This window comes from Salinibacterium sp. NK8237, assembly GCF_015864955.1.
Taxonomy (GTDB): domain Bacteria; phylum Actinomycetota; class Actinomycetes; order Actinomycetales; family Microbacteriaceae; genus Rhodoglobus.
The window spans coordinates 577,422-595,746 of sequence record NZ_JADYWE010000001.1 but is presented as its reverse complement, the minus strand read 5'-3'; the positions used below and the strand labels follow the sequence as shown (position 1 = coordinate 595,746).

Below are 18,325 nucleotides of genomic sequence, written 5' to 3'. Positions count from 1 at the left end.
GTTGGTGAAGCTAATTCAGTGTGCGCTAGTCCTGCTTGCGCGAGAACTTGGTGGCAATCTTCCACGTGGTGGGGATCACGGCTGCGGCGATACCGGCCTTGATAAGTCCACCAATGATGAAGGGGTAGAGACCCCACGCGAGAACCTGCTCGAACGTGCCGCCCGTCGCGATGGCGAGCCAGGTGAGTCCGAAGGCGAAGGTCACGACGGTTCCGCCGAGGAACGAGAGCGCTGCTCCAAGGAACTTCTTGTCCCAGTCGCGCTGGGCGAGCCAGCCGGTGAAGCCGGCAGCGAAGATAAAGCCGATGATGTAGCCACCGGTGGTGCCAGCAATAACGCTGAATCCCGACGAAGCCTCGCTGAAGACGGGCAGTCCGACAATGCCGAGAAGCGCGTAGAGCAGCATCGAGATCGCGCCGCGGGTAGCGCCGAGTGACGCACCGACAAGGAGAACGGCAAGTGTCTGACCGGTGATCGGCACAGGATAGAGCGGCACGACAACCTGAGCCATCACGGCGGTGAGTGCGGCGCCAGCACTAACGAGAGTGATGTCAGTCGCGAGGCTGCGAGAGAAGACGGTGTCGGCAAGCGTGGGACGGCCGAGGGTCAAAGTGAGAGTCGACACGCGACGCTCCTTTCCTTTGTCTGCGAACTGTAGAGAGACCTGCCTGAATAGGCGGGTGCCTGAATAACCCTAGTCATAGTTCGCGGGCATCGGTGTGCGCCTCGTGCTAACAATCCTGCTCAAATTTGTGTGATGCGTAACAATCGCGATTCTCACGCCGTCGGAGTGGCTGGTGCGGCAACGGCTGTCGCCTCGCCCACGACCGGAGGCGCCAAGAATAAAGTGCCGCGGATGACGCTTCCCGCAAAGGTGCGCAGCGCCACGAGCACCCAGGCGCCCACCAGAGCTACGAAGCTCACGAGTGCCATCACCTCGAGCACTGCGGAACCGGTTGCCACGGCGAGCACGCTCAACGCCACCACCATGTTGCCGACAGGGAAGGTGAACGACCACCACGTGAGGCTGAACGGCAAGCCGCGGCGGGCGGTGTGCACGGTCATGGCGATTGCGAGCGCCGTCCAGAGAAGTGCAAAACCGAGCGTGGGGACGCCGTAAATGAAGCCGAAGAAACTGAGCGCCTCGGCGAGCTCAGCAGACACCGCGGAGGGGGCGACAGCCCCAAGAACAATCGCGGCCGTAATGGATTGGCCGAGCGGGCCAAGCACAATCCAGAGAGTTGGCACTGCGGCCGAATTGCCGATGTTGTGTCGTGCTAGCCGACCCCAGATCAGCGGAAGGATCACGGCGGTAGCGATCATGCTGAGCCCAAACATCGCGTAGCAGGCCAGCAGCATCGTCAATCGAGCCTCGCCCTCAGGCAAGAACGGGATGAGTGGTGCACCGGCTGCTGCCGAGACCAGGGGCGGGACCACGGGCATGATCCAGCCTCCGAACGGCGATTGATCCGTGATGGCTGACGACGTGAAGGTCAAGAACGGCACAATTACGGCGGTGGCGAGGCCGAGCACGGTGCCGATTGACCACAGCACAAGCGCAACGGTGAGCGCAGCATCCGCTCCAATGATGTCGGGGCCGAAGAGCAAAGCACCAGCGCCGATGGTGAGAATTGCCAGCGGCGGTGCACCGTAGAAATGAACCATTGCTGGATGCCGGTGGTGCGAAAGCGCAACCTCGCGGTGGGCGATCCAGTGAGCTGCGCTCGCGGCGATAAGCCCGAGGAGCAAGACAGTCGCGATCACCCAGACGGTGCTCGCAAACACGTGGAGTTGTGGGGCGATGAGAGGCAGAGTTGCCGCGGCGTTCGCCACGATTCCCGTGCCCATCACGGAGGCGAACCAGTTGGGGCTGATGTTCGAGATCACGTCACGAGGGCTGTTGAGGTCGCGCAGGAGCAGGCGGCGCCGAGCGCGCACGGCAGGGGCGCGTGCAACGGCACCGGCGTCAGTGCTGCTGGTGCCGGTCGGGATGCTCGCGTCGTGGGGGCGAGGAATCTGGCTGCTCATGAGTCGTTTCTGAACGTCGAAGAGTCGACGTGTGTCGGCCCACCGGTGCAACCGCGTGTATTCGTGCGGCATTCCCGTAGCCTTGAGCCACCCCGGGGTGGCGCGCACCGTTTGTGCTCAGCTTCGGGGCATTCTGCGCCTAGCCCCGCACTGGAGGAACCATGACAGAGCTCGTGATCATTGCCGTTGTGGTGTTCGCCTTTGCGATGGTCTCGCAACGGCTGTCGTTGTCTCCCGTGACGGCGCCGATGGTCTTCACTGCCGTGGGCATTCTGCTCGGCACGGCGGGCGCGCAATGGTTTCACCTTGATCTCAAGAGCGACGTTGTGTCGATCTTGGTCGAAGCCACGCTGGTGCTGGTGCTCTTCACGGATGCGGTGCGCATCGATCTTCGGGCATTGCGCAAGCAGGTCTTGCTTCCGCTGCGCTTGCTGGGCATCGGGCTTCCCCTCACGATTGTGCTCGGTGCGGTGGCGGCTGCGGCTCTCTTCGACCAACTCACTTTTATCGAAGCTGCGCTCATCGCTGCGATTCTTGCCCCGACGGATGCCGCCCTCGGTCAAGCGGTCGTCAGTGATAAACGGTTGCCGGTTCGGATTCGGCAAGCCCTCAACGTCGAGAGCGGCTTGAACGACGGAATCATGGTTCCGGTTGTCACGGTTTTTCTCGCCGTTGCGGCGGCAGAGACCGGGGTGGCCTCAAGCGAAAGCTGGGGCGTTTTTGCCGCCCAGCAGATCGGTTTCGGCATCCTCATGGGCGGTGCCGTTGGGGCTATTGGTGGGTGGCTGCTGAGTCGCGCGTCGAGCGCCGGGCAGGTGGACGGTATCTATCGCCAACTCGCGACCATCGCCATCGCCGTTGCGGCTTATGCTGGCGCCGGGGTTGTCGGAGGAAACGGGTTCATTGCCGCGTTTGTGGCTGGACTCGCCTTCAGCGCGGTCGCGCGTGATCATTGCAAGGACGTTCAGGATTTCACCGAAGATGAGGGCGAGCTCCTGGGCTCAATCACGTTCTTGGTGTTCGGTGCGGTACTCGCGGCCCCGATTCTGACATCCCTCACGTGGCAAATCGCGCTGTACGTCGTGTTGTCATTGACGGTGGTGCGTATGGTTCCCGTGCTCATCTCGATGGCGTGGTCGGGCACCCGCTTCGAAACCCGACTCTTCATCGGCTGGTTCGGGCCGCGGGGACTCGCCTCGATTCTGTTCGCCCTCTTAGTGTTCGATGAGCTGAGCGGCTCCGTCGCCGACACCGTGTTCTCCGTTGCGGTGTGGACAATCCTCGTCAGTGTCTTTGCGCACGGCGCGACGGCTAGCCCGTGGACCGCCCAACTCGCACGCCACCTGAGCTCGGCACCGGCATCCGCGGCGGAGTTGAAGCATGTGCAGGAGATGCCAGCACGCCGGCGGTTCTGAGACGGACGTCGAGCCACCTAGAGTGCGCTTGTGCTAGTCAAACTAGAACAACTATGATGGCGTCATGCTAGTTCGAGTGGATCCCGCGTCAGAAACGCCGCTCTTCGAGCAACTCGCGGCAAGCATCCGCCAATCCGTCATCGACAAGACCGTCACGGCAGGGGAGAGGCTCCCCAGCGCGCGGGAACTAGCCAGCTCTCTCGGCGTGAACATGCACACCGTTCTACGCGCCTACCAAGAATTGCGCGACGAGGGATTCATCGAACTCCGCCGCGGTCGTGGAGCAATCGTTGCCGCCACCGCCCAGAGTTACGATTCGCTTGCCGACGGCATCACCGCCATTGTTGCTGAAGCGCGCACCCAAAAGGTTTCACTCGCTACTCTTACCGCGCTCATCCGAGAGGAATACCAATGACCCTTCCCGCCGAGAACGTTTCGCCCCAACTCTCACGCAACCGCCGTCTCATCATTGTGATCGGCGTGGTGATTCCCCTCGTGATTGCGCTGACCGCTGCCTTCATCATGGCGCTGTGGATTCCCGAGCTTCCGAGCCCGGTTGCGTCGCACTGGGGCACTTCCGGCCCAGATGGGTACTCCACCGTGGGCAGTGTGATTGTGTTGCCGCTACTGATGACACTGGTGTTCGCCGCTCTCGCCGCCTTCGCCAGCTGGAAGGGCGGCCCCAACGGTGGAATGCTCTGGGGGCACAAAGTTCTCGTCGCCGCATCCATGTTCCTGTCGATCTCGCTCAGCGTCACAGCGGCAGGCTCGCTAGCTGTTCAGCGCGGGCTGGAGAATGCTGAGAACGCTCCTGCGATTGCGGGAATTGCGCTCGCGGCGTTCCCCATCGCGCTCATCATGGCCTTATTCGCCTGGCTCATGCTTCCTGCCGCCGAGTACATTCAGTCGACCCCGGTCACCGCGAAGCCCATCGAGGGTGCTACAACGCAACGCGTGCACTTCTCCACCACGACGCGCGTTGGTCCCGGCGTCGTGATTATCGTCGGTGCTGCCCTCGCCGCTCTGGCCATTGCCCTCGCAGTGCAGGCGGTCAGCAATCCCGACGAACTCCTCTTGCCCGCTGTCATCGGACTCTTCGTGATCGCACTGTCCGTCAGCACTCTTTCGTGGCGTGTGACAATCGATCAGCGTGGGCTTAAGGTCCGCTCCGCTCTGGGCTTTCCTCGCACCACCATCGCGCCAAACCAGATCGAGTCCGTCGCCGTCGTCGACGTCAACCCGATGGGCGAATTCGGTGGCTACGGCTGGCGTTGGGCTCCCGATGGCCGCAGTGGCATCGTTCTCTCCAAAGGTGATGCCATCGAAGTGACGCGGATGAACGGCAAGAAGTTCATCGTCACAATGCACGATGCTCAGCTGGCAGCAGAAACGCTCGCTACTATCGCCAAGAAATAGCGCTCAACGGTCAGCTAACTCGCGTATCATTGCTGCCACACGCTATGAACCGGCTATCACCGGGGAGCGTTCGGAAGAAACCATCTCAACTTCAGCTTCGGCGGGGGAGCAGGCGGCGGTAGAACCGAGCGGGTAAGCCCGTTACAGCGATATGAGTGGTGTGCCTCCGGGCGCATAAGCGGGGTGGTACCGCGGCTGAGAGGTCGTCCTCGTGCAGATTATTCGCACCTACGTACCACTGGAGCCTCATGTCGTATCCCCGCCACAGCTCAGATGATTCCGTCGCGCCGTCCCCGAAGTTTCCGGCGATCGAAGAGCAAGTGCTCTCGTACTGGAAGGCAGACGGCACTTTTCAGGCATCCATTGATCAGCGTGAAGGCGCCGATGAGTGGGTCTTCTACGACGGTCCTCCTTTTGCCAATGGCCTCCCGCACTATGGTCACCTGCTGACCGGCTACGCCAAAGACCTCTTTCCGCGGTACCAGACCATGCGCGGCAAGCAAGTACACCGCCGCTTCGGCTGGGACACTCACGGACTCCCCGCTGAACTCGAAGCGATGCGCCAGCTCGGCATCACCGAGAAGAGCCAGATCGAAGAGATGGGCATCGACAAGTTCAATGCCGCCGCTCGCGAATCGGTGCTCAAGTACACCGGCGAATGGCAACAGTATGTGACGCGCATGGCGCGTTGGGTCGACTTCGAGAACGACTACAAGACGCTCGATGTCAACTTCATGGAGAGCGTCATTTGGGCGTTCAAGCAACTGCACACAAAGGACCTCGCCTACGAGGGTTTCCGGGTGCTGCCGTACTGCTGGAACGACGAGACTCCGCTTTCCAACCACGAACTGCGCATGGATGACGACGTCTACAAGATGCGTCAAGACCAGACCGTCACGGTCACGTTCCCTCTCGATGGTGTGAAGGCGGAAGCGCTGGGGCTCACCGGCGTGAAGGCTCTTGCCTGGACAACCACCCCGTGGACGCTTCCCACCAACCTTGCTCTCGCTGTCGGTCCTGACATCGACTACGCGGTGCTGCCTGCCGGCCCGCTCGGTGCTGGCGACGGTTCGGAACAGGGTTCCGCCCAGTTCATGCTCGCTGGCGACACCATCGCGGCCTACGCGAAAGAACTTGGCTACGAGACCGCTGAAGAAGCTCTCGCTGCAGTCACGCGCACCATCAAGGGTGCCGAACTCGCGGGCGTTCGCTATGACCGCCTCTGGGATTTCTATGCGGATGCCGAAACCTACGGCACCGAAAACGCGTGGCAGTTCTTGGTCGCCGACTACGTTGCCACCGGTGAAGGTACCGGCATCGTGCACCAGGCGCCCGCCTACGGTGAAGATGACCAAAATGTGTGTGCTGCTGCTGGCATCCCCGTTGTCATCTCGGTTGACGATGGCGGCAAGTTCTTGCCATCGGTGCCGCCCGTTGAAGGCATGCAAGTGTTCGATGCGAACAAGCCGCTCACGAAGTTGCTGCGCGAAGAGGGCCGCCTGCTCAAGGTCGCCAGCTACGAGCACTCCTACCCGCACTGCTGGCGCTGCCGCAACCCGCTGATCTACAAGGCGGTGTCGAGCTGGTTCGTGAAGGTTCCGGAGTTCCGCGACCGCATGGGCGAGCTCAATCAGCAGATCAACTGGGTTCCCGAAAACGTCAAGGAAGGGCAGTTCGGCAAGTGGGTGAGCAACGCCCGCGACTGGTCGATCAGCCGCAACCGCTACTGGGGTTCACCGATCCCGATCTGGAAGAGCGACAACCCTGACTTCCCGCGCGTGGATGTGTACGGTTCCCTGGCCGAGATCCAAGCGGACTTCGGCCGCTTGCCTCTCAACCACGAGGGCGAGCCCGACCTGCACCGGCCGTTCATCGACGAGCTGACGCGACCGAACCCCGACGACCCGAGCGGTCAGTCTACGATGCGCCGCATCGAAGACGTGCTCGACGTGTGGTTCGATTCGGGCTCGATGCCGTTCGCTCAGGTTCACTACCCGTTCGAGAATCAGGAGTGGTTCGACACCCACAGCCCTGCCGACTTCATCGTGGAGTACATCGGTCAGACTCGCGGATGGTTCTACACCCTCCACACGCTCTCGACGGCGTTGTTCGACCGCCCGGCCTTCTCTAACGTCATCAGCCACGGCATCGTGCTGGGCAATGACGGCCAAAAGATGTCGAAGAGCCTGCGCAACTACCCGGATGTCTCCGAAGTCTTCGAGCGTGACGGTGCTGACGCGATGCGTTGGTTCCTGATGTCGAGCTCGGTGATCCGTGGCGGAAACCTCATGGTCACCGAAGAGGGCATCCGTGATGGTGTTCGCCAGATGCTGCTTCCGCTGTGGAGCACGTACTACTTCTTCACTCTCTACGCCAACGCTGCCGATAACTATGAGGCGAGCTGGCGCACCGATTCTACGAACGTTCTCGACCGCTACTTGCTGGCTAAGACGCGCGAGCTGATCGAGGATGTCACTACCGAACTCGATGCCCTCGACAGCCCGATGGCGGCGGCCAAGCTCCGCGACTTCGCCGACGTGCTCACCAACTGGTACGTGCGTCGCAGCCGTGACCGCTTCTGGAGCGGCGACGACAAGGATGCCTTCGACACTCTCTACACGGTCTTGGAGACCGTGGCGCGAGTTGCGGCACCGTTGCTCCCGCTCATCTCGGAAGAGATGTGGCGCGGCCTCACCAACGGCCGCAGCGTTCACCTCACGGACTGGCCTGACGCCGCAGCTTTCCCGGCTGACCACGATCTGGTTGCTTCTATGGACCGCGTGCGTGAGATCGCCTCAAGCGGACTTGCTCTGCGCAAGGCTCGCAGCCTGCGCGTGCGACTGCCTCTGGCTTCGCTGACCGTCGTGAGCGAGACCCCAGCGGCCCTCGCGCCGTTTAGCGACATCCTTCGCGATGAGCTCAACGTCAAGGCTGTGAAATTTGACGCCCTTGAAGAGGGTTCGTTGGAGAGCTTCGGCATCACCAAGAAGCTCACAGTCAACGCTCGTGCTCTCGGCCCGCGCGTCGGCAAGCAAGTTCAGCAGGTTATCAAGGAGGCCAAGGCTGGCAACTGGGAGACGACGGCCGACGGTGTTTCCGTCGACGGGATGCCGCTGGAAGCCGGCGAGTACGAACTCCAGATGGAAGCCGCCGACGAGGCCAGCGCGATCGCGTTCCTCTCTGAGGGTGGCTTTGTGATCATTGACACCCAGCTCACTCCGGAACTCTCAGCGGAGGGCCTCGCTCGCGATGTCATCCGTGCGATTCAGGATGCCCGCAAGGCGGCAGGCTTCGACGTGAGCGACCGCATCTCTCTGACGATTGGTGCGCTAGACCCCGCCGACCATGAGGCCATCGGATTCCACAGCGCCATGATTTCCTCAGAAACGCTTGCAGCGCAATCCACGGTTCAGGCCTTCGCGAATGATCTCGAAGAGGGCACACTAGAGGTGCACCGCACGCAACTCGCGGCAGGAAAATACGCCAACAACGGCGCGCTGGTGATCGACATCACCAAGATGGGAACGACCAATGTCTGACCGCGATGATGAACTCGGCAATGACGGCCAATTCGACGAAAACGGCGACCCGATTGAGGCGTCGCTGACCGACGAAGAACGCGCCGAGCTTGGCCCGGAGCATCCCCTCGCCGACCTGAGCCCCTTCGCGGATGGTTTTGAAGGCACGAACATCGACGAGGACTCAGACTTCGAACTCGAAGACACCGAATACCTCTCGGATGCCAACAATGTGTTCGAAGAGCTGCTCGCTCGAGTGGGGGAGCAGGCGCCTCAACCGCGTCTCGAAGCAACTCGTCGCGCCGTCGAGTTGCTCGGCGACCCGCAGCGCACCTACCCCGTGATTCACATCACGGGCACCAACGGCAAGACCTCTACGAGTCGCATCGTCGAGAGCATTTTGCGCGCCTACGGGCTGCGCACGGGGCTTATGACGAGTCCGCATCTGGTGCGCGTCAACGAGCGCATCGTGATCGACGGCCGGGCGATTTCTAACCGCGCGCTGGCCGAGAACTGGGCTGACATCCGTCCGTTCTTGTTGATGGTCGATGCCGAGTTGATGGCTAAGGGCGAAGAAGCGCTCACCTACTTTGAGGCGCTGACGGTGCTGGCATTCGCGAGCTTCGCGGATGCCCCTATCGACGTTGCCATTCTCGAAGTTGGCATGGGCGGGGAATGGGATTCCACCAACGTCGCGGATGGCCAAGTTGCGGTGTTCACACCGATCGCGCTTGATCACACGCATCGTTTGGGCAGCACTATCGCGCAGATTGCGCGCACGAAGGCTGGCATCATCAAGCCTGCTGCAGCGATCGTGTCGGCGATTCAGTCGACGGACGCTCAGATCGAATTGGAACGAGCGGCAGACCTTACCGAGTCGACAATTGGTGTCGAGGGCGATGCTTTCGAACTCCTCAGCAGCAATGTCGCCGTGGGCGGCCAGCTGATCTCGGTGCGCGGTCTCGCGGGCACCTACTCCGACCTGTTCATGCCTTTGTTTGGTGAGTTCCAGGGCCACAACGCCGCTCTAGCCATCGCTGCGGTCGAGTCGTTCTTGGGTGCAGGCAGTCAGGCGCTCGTTCACGATGTGCTCGCTGAGGGCCTCGCTACGGTGGCCTCACCGGGGCGACTGCAGGTTATTGGTGCGGAACCCACCGTTATTGTGGATGCCGCTCACAACCCTCATGGCGCAGCGGCTCTCGCAGTAGCGCTCAAGGAGTACTTCACCTTTGAAGACATCGCTTTCGTGCTCGCGGTCGTTGACGATAAGGACGCTGCTGGCATTGTGCAGGCTCTCGCCCCCGTTGCTAATCGCTTCTACGTGACGGCGTCGCAGTCTGACCGCGCTGTTCCTCCCGAGGAGCTCGTGGAGACAGTGCGAGCATTCACTGATGAGACCACCGATTTCGATTCTTTTGCTGAAGCGATGGAGTTGGCACGTAGTTGGGCAGCAGAAAACGAACGCCGCGCGGTTGTCGTTACGGGTTCCATCACTCTTGTTGGCGAGGCTCTTGCTCTCGCCGAGGCAGAGGGCTGGAAGCCGTGACCTCCGCACCCACGGTTCGCCGAAAGCGCTCCGTCACCGAACTGCTACTGAGCATCGTCTTGGTGCTCGATGCCACGCTGATCTTCTTCGTAGCGCTCACGGCGTTCGGGCTCAAAGCCCTTGCTCCGGCCCCGGCGTTCATCGGGGGAGCAGTTCTGATCCTCGTGTTCGTCGCTCTTGCCCGGATGCTGCACCGCCCGGGGGCCCTCTGGGTCGGCTGGGCGTTGCAGGTCGGTCTCATTGCTCTTGGTTTCATCCTCACGCCGATGTTTTTCGTGGGAGCAGGTTTTGCTGGCATCTGGATCTATTGCTTCATCAAGGGCCAGCAACTCGACCGCGCCAAGGCCGAAATTCTTAACACCCAGTCCATGACAAACCACTCTGAGGAGACACAATGAATATCGAAGAGACTCTTGTACTGATCAAGCCAGACGGCGTTGCTCGCAATCTCACCGGCGAAATCCTGCGCCGCATCGAAGCAAAGGGCTACCAGCTCGTCGACGTGCGTCTCGTGCAGGCGGATGTTGACCTTCTGTCGCAGCACTACGCCGAGCACGAAGGCAAGCCGTTCTACGAGCCGCTGCTCGACTTCATGCAGTCGGGCCCGACGGTCGCTCTGCGCATCGCGGGTAACCGCGCTATCGAGGGATTCCGTTCGCTCGCTGGAACGACTGACCCCACCACGGCAGCGCCGGGAACGATCCGCGGAGATCTTGGGCGCGACTGGGGCCTCGCTGTTCAGCAGAACCTCGTGCATGGCAGCGACTCACCTGAGTCTGCAGCCCGCGAGCTCGCACTCTGGTTTTCCTAGATCGGTGATTCTTGCCCTCACGGGCACGGGATGCAGCACTGTGCTGAAATAGGCAACTGTTGAGCTGATCCCACGACAACAATGGCGAGAGCCTGACCATCGTCAGGCTCTCGCCATTGTTGTGTTCCCGCTGGGGAATATGTTTATAGGTAAGAGAGAACGTCGAGGCGAAGCTGGGCGACTACGGCGATGATGATGTATCCCACGATCGTGATCACGGGCACCCAGCTGTACGCGGCGCTGGCAGCTTTGCGAAGCGCGCGGGGAGTTCGAATCGCGCCAACTTTGATGTTTCGAAGTGTCACTGCCCAGAACATGGGGATCGTGACGGACCAGACAACCATGCACCAGGGGCAGAGCGTGCCAAGGTGGAAAATGCTCTGGTAGGCGAGCCACAGGATGAAGACGAAAGCGCCAGCTACGCCAAGGTTGAACGTGACCCAGAACCAACTGTTGAATCGCGCTCCCGCCAGTATTGCGGCGCCGACAACGACAGGGGCCATGAACGCCACCAGACCAATGATGGGGTTAGGAAACCCAAACAACGCGCCCTGCGCTGACTCAAGATTGGCCGCGCACTGCACAACGATGCTGAAGTCACAGCTCAACGTGGCATCCGGGTTTTCGAGCACGTGGAGTTTCTCTAGCGTGAGCTGGAACGAGGCCCAGAGTCCAACCACCCCAGCAAAGATCAGAAAAATAGCGAGGGCGATGGGCCTGTTGCGAACCCCGGAAGCAGTCATGCTGGGATTATCGCACGCGCGTCAGGCTCACTTTCTGAGAATGCGTGCGATAATGAAGCGTAGTTATTCCGAGCCGCGCTCGGAACAACACCAAGAAGTCTTCCCGGGCATAGCGACCGGACCAGTTGCGCAACGCTAGTTGCGTGCGTCGGATAGCCAGTTCCGAAGTGCTGTGAGAGAGCACAACTGCAACGCGAGCCACGGGCCCGTTGCAGGACCTGAAGAATTAGTAGCGGTTCCTGAACCATAGGTTTGGTGGGGGAATAGCGCACGAGAGAGTACCCGGTAGGTGGCGCGGTCGCCTACACAGGGCAAGGAGTACACCAGCAATGGTGAATGAAAGCAATAATTCGAAAGATGTTCCGAAGAAGAAGGGCCTTTTCGGCCGCATTCTTCCTTCTTCAAAGGCAGCCGTAGAGAAGCCAGTGGCACAGAAGCCGCAGGTGGAACAACCCGCCGTTGAGGCTCCGGTTGTGGAGAGCGCTCCCCGCACAGCGAAGGTTGCTCAGCGTCCTGCCGCTAAGACGGCCAGCGAACACCTCGGGCTCGAAGTTCCGGATGCCGTTACCGGCATGAAGGCTAATGCTGCGGCTGAACCCACGACTGAGAGTGCCACTTCAGTAGCTCCGGCTGGTGCACAGTCGGAGGCGAACTCAGAGGCGAAGTCCGACGCAAACGCAGACGCAACTGCCGACGCGAAGACTGGCACGGCGACGCCCGCTCGCACCCGCACACGAAAGAGTCCTGCTGCGAAGAAGCCAGCAGGCAACGCGACGACCGAGAAAGCAGCGACAGCGAAGACCGCTCCGCGAACTGCTCCTTCAACGACGTCGCTGCTCTTTCAAGCACCTGATCTTCCCGACCTGCCAGAGCTTCCCGCTCGTTCGTCGCGTTCGCGCAACGACAACGGTGCTGGCTCGGATAGCCGCAATGGCGACAGCCGCGATAGCCGCGATAGCCGCGATAGCCGCGACAACCGTGGCAACGACGGTCGCAAGAACGACAATGATGCTCAAGACGAAGCAGGTAATGTTCGTCGTCGCTCGCGTCGTCGTTCGGGTGAGGATGCTCGCCCCGGTGACGAATCGCCCAACACTGTTGTGCGCGTTCGCCAGCCACGCAAGCAGGCTGAGCCCAGCAACGAGCCAACGCGCGTCAAGGGCTCGACTCGCCTTGAAGCCAAGAAGCAGCGCCGCCGCGATGGCCGTGATGCTGGTCGTCGTCGTCCCGTTGTAACGGAGAGCGAGTTCCTGGCGCGCCGCGAAAGCGTTGACCGCGTCATGGTGGTCCGCTCGAAGTTCGATCGCATCCAGATTGGTGTTCTCGAAGACGGCGTCTTGGTCGAGCACTATGTAGCAAAGGCTCAAGACGCGAGCCTCATCGGCAACGTTTACCTTGGTCGCGTGCAGAACGTCCTGCCCAGCATGGAAGCAGCATTCGTCGACATCGGGCGCGGCCGCAACGCCGTGCTTTATTCCGGTGAAGTCGACTGGGATGCCGCTGCTGAGAACTCTGCCGATGGCAAGCCGCAGGCTCGTCGCATTGAGCTCGCGCTCAAGCCAGGCGACCGTGTTCTCGTTCAGGTCACGAAGGATCCAGTAGGCCACAAGGGTGCCCGACTCACGAGTCAGGTTTCTTTGCCAGGTCGTTACCTCGTGTACGTTCCGAACGGGTCGATGAGTGGCATCAGCCGCAAGCTGCCCGACACGGAGCGTTCGCGTCTCAAGAAGATCCTCAAGGGTGTGCTTCCCGAGAACGTCGGTGTCATTGTGCGCACCGCTGCCGAGGGCGCGACTGAAGAGCAGCTCACGCTCGACGTGAACCGTTTGACGAACCAGTGGGCTGACATCAGCGCGCAGGTTGACAACGCCCAAAACCAGGGTCCAGCATTGCTGCACTCGGAACCCGATCTTCTGATCAAGATCATTCGCGATGTCTTCAACGAAGACTTCCACAAGCTTGTTATCGAGGGTGACGACGCCCGCAAGACGATCGAGGGTTACGTGCGCTCAGTCGCGCCTGACCTGCTTGACCGTCTGAAGGCTCACGAGGGAACCGTTGACTCCTTCGAGGAGTACCGCATTTCTGAGCAAATCGAGAAGGCTCTCGACCGCAAGGTCTGGCTGCCCTCTGGTGGTTCGCTTGTGATCGACCGCACAGAGGCGATGACGGTTGTCGACGTCAACACCGGCAAGTTTGTCGGCTCTGGCGGAAACCTCGAAGAGACAGTCACTAAGAACAACGTCGAGGCTGCAGAAGAGATCGTTCGCCAGCTGCGTCTGCGCGACATCGGTGGAATCATCGTCGTCGACTTCATCGACATGGTTCTTGAGTCCAACCGCGATCTCGTGTTGCGCCGCCTCGTTGAGTGCTTGAGCCGTGACCGCACGAAGCACCAGGTCGCCGAAGTGACGTCACTGGGCCTCGTGCAAATGACGCGTAAGAAGCTCGGTCTTGGTTTGCTTGAGACGTTCAGTGAGAACTGTGATGTGTGTGCTGGCCGCGGTGTTGTCGTTCATCACGACCCCGTCACCAAGCACCGCTCGCAGCCGACTCAGAACGAGCAGGCAGGCGGTGGACGCCGTGGGCGCAACCGTGGCGGTAACAATAACGCTGGTGGTTCGAACAATAATTCGAGCAACTCCAATGGCAACAACAACGGCAACGGCGGTGGGGCGCAAGCCCAGCAGTCCAACGGTTCCGCGAAGGCGGCTGCGTCGGCCTCGAGCCCGAGCAACGGCACTCATGCGATCACGGAAGACGTTCGCAACGCGCTTGCTCGTGTCGCAGCGAGCACGGTTGTTCCTACTGTCGATAACCCAGCGAGCGAGGTGGCAGCAGCGGATGCCGCAGCGAGCGCTCCCGCAGTGACCGAGACGTCAGCGGCTCCCGGGCCAAAGAAGTCACGACGCAGCAAGGGCGGAAACAAGTCTTCTCAGCCTGCGGCCGCGTCGAGTGACGCTGTCGAGCCTGTTGCTGAGGCTTCAGTGGCCATTTTCGACATCCCGATCACTAAGCCAGAGGTCACGACTCCTAAGATCAGCACGCAGGATGCGGAGCAGATCTTGGGCTCGGTCCTTGAGGCTCTTCCTGAGCCCAAGCAGCCTGGTCATGGCAAGGCTCGCGGTTCGCGTCGTGCTAGCAGCCAAGGCAAGACCGTCAACGCAACGCCTGCCGACGACAACTAACACTGTGGCACTCGGTACTTTTCGAGTTTCGACTTTGTAAGGTTTACTAGTGACCACAACTTTGCCTGCGAGCGTCGATGATCATGATCATCAGCATGATCTTCGACCTCGCCGGTCACGCAACCGTCTGTTGTGGTTGGCGATCGGCACGATTGGCGTCGCGGCAATATTCGCGCTTAGGGCGTTCACCGGCGAGCTAGATTCGCTCGGGGTTCCCGGTCTAACCGCAGACCTTGTGACGTTGGCGACGAGCGTCATCATCGAGTCGTTGCCATTTGTGGTGCTCGGTGTTTTGCTGTCAATCGTGGTGCAGGCGTGGATCCCAGAAGACCTGTTGATGCGCTACCTGCCGAAGACACCGGTGCTGAGACGCGCAGCGATCTCGCTATTCGGTATTGCGTTGCCCGTGTGTGAATGCGGCAACGTGCCCTTGGCTCGCGGGCTTATTCTCAAAGGCTTCTCGGTGCCCGAGTCGATGACGTTCCTCTTGGCAGCACCGATCATTAATCCGATCACGATTGTGACGACCCATCAGGCTTTCGGCTTTGAGGACGGCATTCTGGTAGGGCGAATTCTTGGTGGCCTTGCAATCGCCAACATCGTGGGTTGGCTCTTCAGCTTGCACCCGCAGCCAAACGCCATGCTCACTGGTCGTTTTGCTCAGCAGTGTGCGGTGGGTTCTCACGGGCCTCGGCAATCGCGTACCGAGAAAAGCCTCGACATCTTCATGCGGGAGTCCAGCGTGCTGATGCCCGCTGTATTTATCGGTTCGCTTATCGCCGGCGCAATTCAAGTCGCGGTTCCGCGGGATGTGCTGGTCACGCTGGGCAGCAATCCACTCTGGTCGATTCTCGCGATGATGTTGTTGGCGTTTGTGATTTCGGTTTGTTCCAGTGTTGATGCGTTCTTTATTTTGCCGTTCGCCAGCACCTTCATGCCAGGTTCGATCGTCACCTTCCTTGTGTTTGGGCCGATCATCGACATCAAGATGCTGGCCATCATGCGCACGACCTTTACGGCCAAGGTGCTGCTGCAGCTCTCGCTTGTTGTTGCCCTGATGAGTGCCTTTATCGGATTGGTGATCAACTATGTGGTCTAGCCTCCAACGCTGGTGGGGCGTCATCCTGATTCTTGTGGCCGTCAGCGCCACAGTGTGGCTTGCCGCCACCCAGCAGCTCGTTCTCTACATTCACCCCCGCTACGTGGTGTTCACGGTCGTGATGGCGGCTATTGCCCTCGTGATGGGAGTTCTCAGTCTCGCGGTCCGGCCAGCGAACACCGAAGAAGCGCCACGTCCGCGCGGGTGGTCACGAGTTGTTGGGGGAGTAGCGCTGCTACTTTCTGGTGCTGTAGCACTCTCTCTGGTCCTCGTGCCCCCGGCAACGCTGTCGAGTGCAACGGCGAGTCAGCGCGATATCGTCGGTTCCACGGTGGGTTCTGACAGCCAGAACGCCGATGAGGTTGAGAACGCCGACGACGAGCTCATCGCGAGTTTCACTGTCGTCGATTGGTCATCGCTGTTGCGTCAGACGAGCGACCCGAGTTTCTATGCCAACAAGACGGCGGATGTCATCGGCTTCATCACGGAAAGTGAAGATGATCCTGACAACATTTTCTACCTGTCTCGCTTCACGGTCACGTGCTGTGCGGTTGATGCGCAGCCCACCGGTGTCGCTGTCTATGCGCCAAACTGGGCGAACGACTTCGATGTTGACGCGTGGGTCGAGATCAGTGGTTCTTTCGAAATCAACCCGAGCTCGCGCAGTGATCTGCCGCTCGTCCTTGTTCCAGAATCGATGACGGTAGTGGAGCGGCCAAGTGAGCCCTATCTCTATTAGTCCGCGTCCTCCGGAGGGAGAGCACAGCATCCGCTCGTTTCGGCGAACGTTCGCGTGGACCTGTGCCGTGCTGCTTGTTCTCTGCGGCATTTTCCTGACGCTGGGTTACCTTCAGGGGCCTAAGTTGTCGAGCGCTCAGGTCGATGTGGATGCCGTGGTGTCGTCATCAGATCAAACCCTGCGCCTCTTTGCGAATCAGACTCTCGCGTCGGTGGAGGCTGGTGCGGTCACCGTCGAACCTGACGCCGCTGCCACCGTGTCTAGTGAGGGTGATCTGGTCTCTGTGCAGTTCGCTGAGGCGCTGGATTACAACACCGAGTACACGGTGACGGTTGAGGGCGTTATGAGCCCCTCCGGCGGGTCTGAGTCCACCCTGGATTATTCGTTTACTACTGGTGAACCGCAGCTCTATTACCTCGACCGTGGAGAGCCGAACGACGAAATCGTTAAAACTGCGCTGAGTTCGCAGGACCGCACGGTGCTGTTCTCGGGCGAAGGCATTCAGGAGTTCGTGCCGGTGGGCGATGTGCTTGCGGTCACGACCGCGGCCGCAGATCGTGCTGGCACTCTCACGCTCGTGAACCCGGAGACGGCGGTGAGCGAACAGGTGCTCCTTCCTGAAGAAGGCGAGGTTGCAGATCTGGATGCCACGAGTTCCGGTTCACTCTTGGGGTTCACCATCTCCAGCCTCGACCCTGGGCCTATCTCAGCCGTCTCCCACACGCTATATACGATGGATGTTGATCGGGGGCGCGATGTTGTCGCGGTCACCGATTTGGATGGCGAGCCGATGCGTGTTGTCGGCTGGCAGTTCGTGCCCGACTCCACCACGATCGTGGCGCTCACGACCGAGAGCACTCTGGTGCGGGTCGATACGACGTCAGGCTTGGTGGTGCCACTCGGCGGCTACTTCGAGTTCGATCGGGTCTCGGCGGACGGCTCGACGGTGGTGGTTGTTGATGCGCGAGGCAGCGCTTCGGTAACGCTGTCCGACGGAGCCGAATTGCGGCTGTTCCCGTCATTGATCGGTGACGAACAGCCGTTCCTAGGACAAACCGATGCGGATGTGGCCGGAAACCTTGTGGCCAAGATGGTGTTGGTGAGCGAAGACGGCGGTTCGTTCAGCAGCGTGCTCGCGTTCGATGACGGTGAGCAATCTCGGATCCTGTACCAAACGGTCGACGATAAGGGGGCGATCTTGGACTTCCAGGTTTCGCCAAATAACCAGTTCGTGGCGGTTGAAGTGCAGCCGAATGTCTCCAATTTCGACTCTGATGAGTACGTGGTGAATCCACGTCCACAGAGCGTGACCACCTATCTCGTGGAGATTGCGACAGGAACGGTGACGCGCAGCGTGGAGGGCTTTGGCTTCCTGTGGCGCTAGATTCGTCAGATGGCAGCGATTTCTGATCTCAACGAGTTGGTAGCGTCTATGGAACCTCGTCTCAACGAGGGAGTCTATGTATTCGCGACGGTTGGCTCGATCGCAGACGTTGACGGGGCGTCGGTCGTCGCGCTCATGCAAGAACCAGAAGGGCTTTCTGTCGTAATGACCGAGTCGGATGCTCTGCGTCAGGGCATCCCGCACGAGTTTCGCTCGTCGTGGATAACGTTGACGGTAACGTCAGCTCTCGAAGCGGTGGGGCTTACGGCGGCGTTCGCGCAGGCGCTTGGTGATGTTCAGATCAGTTGCAATGTCATTGCCGGCCATCACCATGACCATATTTTTGTGCCCACTGGATCGACGGATGCCGCCATGGCAGCGCTGCGAGGACTGCAGCGGGCCGCGGGATAGTAGTCCGCGTCACAGGCCGCTTTTGGC

Annotated in this window: 15 protein-coding genes; 12 read left to right on the top strand and 3 right to left on the bottom strand. The window is 60.5% G+C overall.

Translation table 11 applies throughout. The features are described from left to right. Window positions 1-25 precede the first annotated feature (25 nt). Both I6E56_RS02880 and I6E56_RS02875 read right to left on the bottom strand, forming a co-directional pair. Window positions 26-625: a biotin transporter BioY gene (locus I6E56_RS02880; RefSeq protein WP_197135912.1), complete on the bottom strand. Its 600-nt coding sequence runs from the start codon at window positions 623-625 to the stop codon at window positions 26-28. Between the two features lie 152 nt (window positions 626-777). Continuing rightward, the gene (locus tag I6E56_RS02875) at window positions 778-2,100 is read right to left on the bottom strand and encodes a TDT family transporter (protein WP_231606217.1); all 1,323 of its coding nucleotides are present in this window, start codon (window positions 2,098-2,100) and stop codon (window positions 778-780) included. Between the two features lie 89 nt (window positions 2,101-2,189). Between I6E56_RS02875 and I6E56_RS02870 the strand changes: the two genes are divergently transcribed. From I6E56_RS02870 to ndk, 7 genes are all read left to right on the top strand, one after another. Then, window positions 2,190-3,443, top strand: a complete 1,254-nt coding sequence (locus tag I6E56_RS02870) for a sodium:proton antiporter (protein WP_197135909.1) — start codon at window positions 2,190-2,192, stop codon at window positions 3,441-3,443. Between the two features lie 64 nt (window positions 3,444-3,507). Next, window positions 3,508-3,858: a GntR family transcriptional regulator gene (locus I6E56_RS02865; RefSeq protein WP_197135907.1), complete on the top strand. Its 351-nt coding sequence runs from the start codon at window positions 3,508-3,510 to the stop codon at window positions 3,856-3,858. Then, window positions 3,855-4,859, top strand: coding sequence for a DUF1648 domain-containing protein (locus tag I6E56_RS02860; RefSeq protein ID WP_197135904.1), 1,005 nt, complete (start codon window positions 3,855-3,857; stop codon window positions 4,857-4,859). The genes I6E56_RS02865 and I6E56_RS02860 overlap by 4 nt, the downstream gene beginning before the upstream one ends. Window positions 4,860-5,107: 248 nt before the next feature. Then, on the top strand, window positions 5,108-8,398 hold the full coding sequence (gene ileS, locus I6E56_RS02855) for an isoleucine--tRNA ligase (RefSeq protein ID WP_197135902.1): 3,291 nt from the start codon (window positions 5,108-5,110) through the stop codon (window positions 8,396-8,398). Next, window positions 8,391-9,923 carry a folylpolyglutamate synthase/dihydrofolate synthase family protein gene (locus I6E56_RS02850; RefSeq protein ID WP_197135900.1) on the top strand — a complete coding sequence of 511 codons (1,533 nt, stop codon included), beginning with the start codon at window positions 8,391-8,393 and terminating at the stop codon, window positions 9,921-9,923. Before ileS ends, I6E56_RS02850 begins: the two co-directional genes overlap by 8 nt. Next, window positions 9,920-10,321, top strand: a complete 402-nt coding sequence (locus tag I6E56_RS02845; protein ID WP_197135898.1) for a DUF4233 domain-containing protein — start codon at window positions 9,920-9,922, stop codon at window positions 10,319-10,321. Before I6E56_RS02850 ends, I6E56_RS02845 begins: the two co-directional genes overlap by 4 nt. Beyond that, window positions 10,318-10,734: a nucleoside-diphosphate kinase gene (gene ndk, locus I6E56_RS02840; RefSeq protein WP_197124287.1), complete on the top strand. Its 417-nt coding sequence runs from the start codon at window positions 10,318-10,320 to the stop codon at window positions 10,732-10,734. Before I6E56_RS02845 ends, ndk begins: the two co-directional genes overlap by 4 nt. A gap of 143 nt (window positions 10,735-10,877) precedes the next feature. On the opposite strand, the gene I6E56_RS02835 is transcribed toward ndk, so the two are convergent. Continuing rightward, window positions 10,878-11,477, bottom strand: a complete 600-nt coding sequence (locus I6E56_RS02835) for a vitamin K epoxide reductase family protein (RefSeq protein ID WP_197135896.1) — start codon at window positions 11,475-11,477, stop codon at window positions 10,878-10,880. Between the two features lie 572 nt (window positions 11,478-12,049). Between I6E56_RS02835 and I6E56_RS02830 the strand changes: the two genes are divergently transcribed. The 5 genes from I6E56_RS02830 (at window position 12,050) to I6E56_RS02810 (ending at window position 18,298) form a co-directional block, all read left to right on the top strand. Continuing rightward, window positions 12,050-14,665, top strand: a complete 2,616-nt coding sequence (locus I6E56_RS02830) for an Rne/Rng family ribonuclease (protein ID WP_374061769.1) — start codon at window positions 12,050-12,052, stop codon at window positions 14,663-14,665. A gap of 136 nt (window positions 14,666-14,801) precedes the next feature. Beyond that, window positions 14,802-15,764, top strand: a complete 963-nt coding sequence (locus I6E56_RS02825; RefSeq protein WP_197138017.1) for a permease — start codon at window positions 14,802-14,804, stop codon at window positions 15,762-15,764. After that, on the top strand, window positions 15,754-16,503 hold the full coding sequence (locus I6E56_RS02820; RefSeq protein WP_197135892.1) for a TIGR03943 family protein: 750 nt from the start codon (window positions 15,754-15,756) through the stop codon (window positions 16,501-16,503). Before I6E56_RS02825 ends, I6E56_RS02820 begins: the two co-directional genes overlap by 11 nt. Next, complete coding sequence (locus I6E56_RS02815; protein WP_307842742.1) at window positions 16,484-17,887, top strand: hypothetical protein; 1,404 nt, start codon at window positions 16,484-16,486, stop codon at window positions 17,885-17,887. Before I6E56_RS02820 ends, I6E56_RS02815 begins: the two co-directional genes overlap by 20 nt. A 9-nt stretch (window positions 17,888-17,896) precedes the next feature. After that, a complete protein-coding gene (locus tag I6E56_RS02810) occupies window positions 17,897-18,298 on the top strand; it encodes an ACT domain-containing protein (protein WP_197135890.1) in 402 nt (133 codons plus the stop codon). Window positions 18,299-18,325 lie beyond the last annotated feature (27 nt).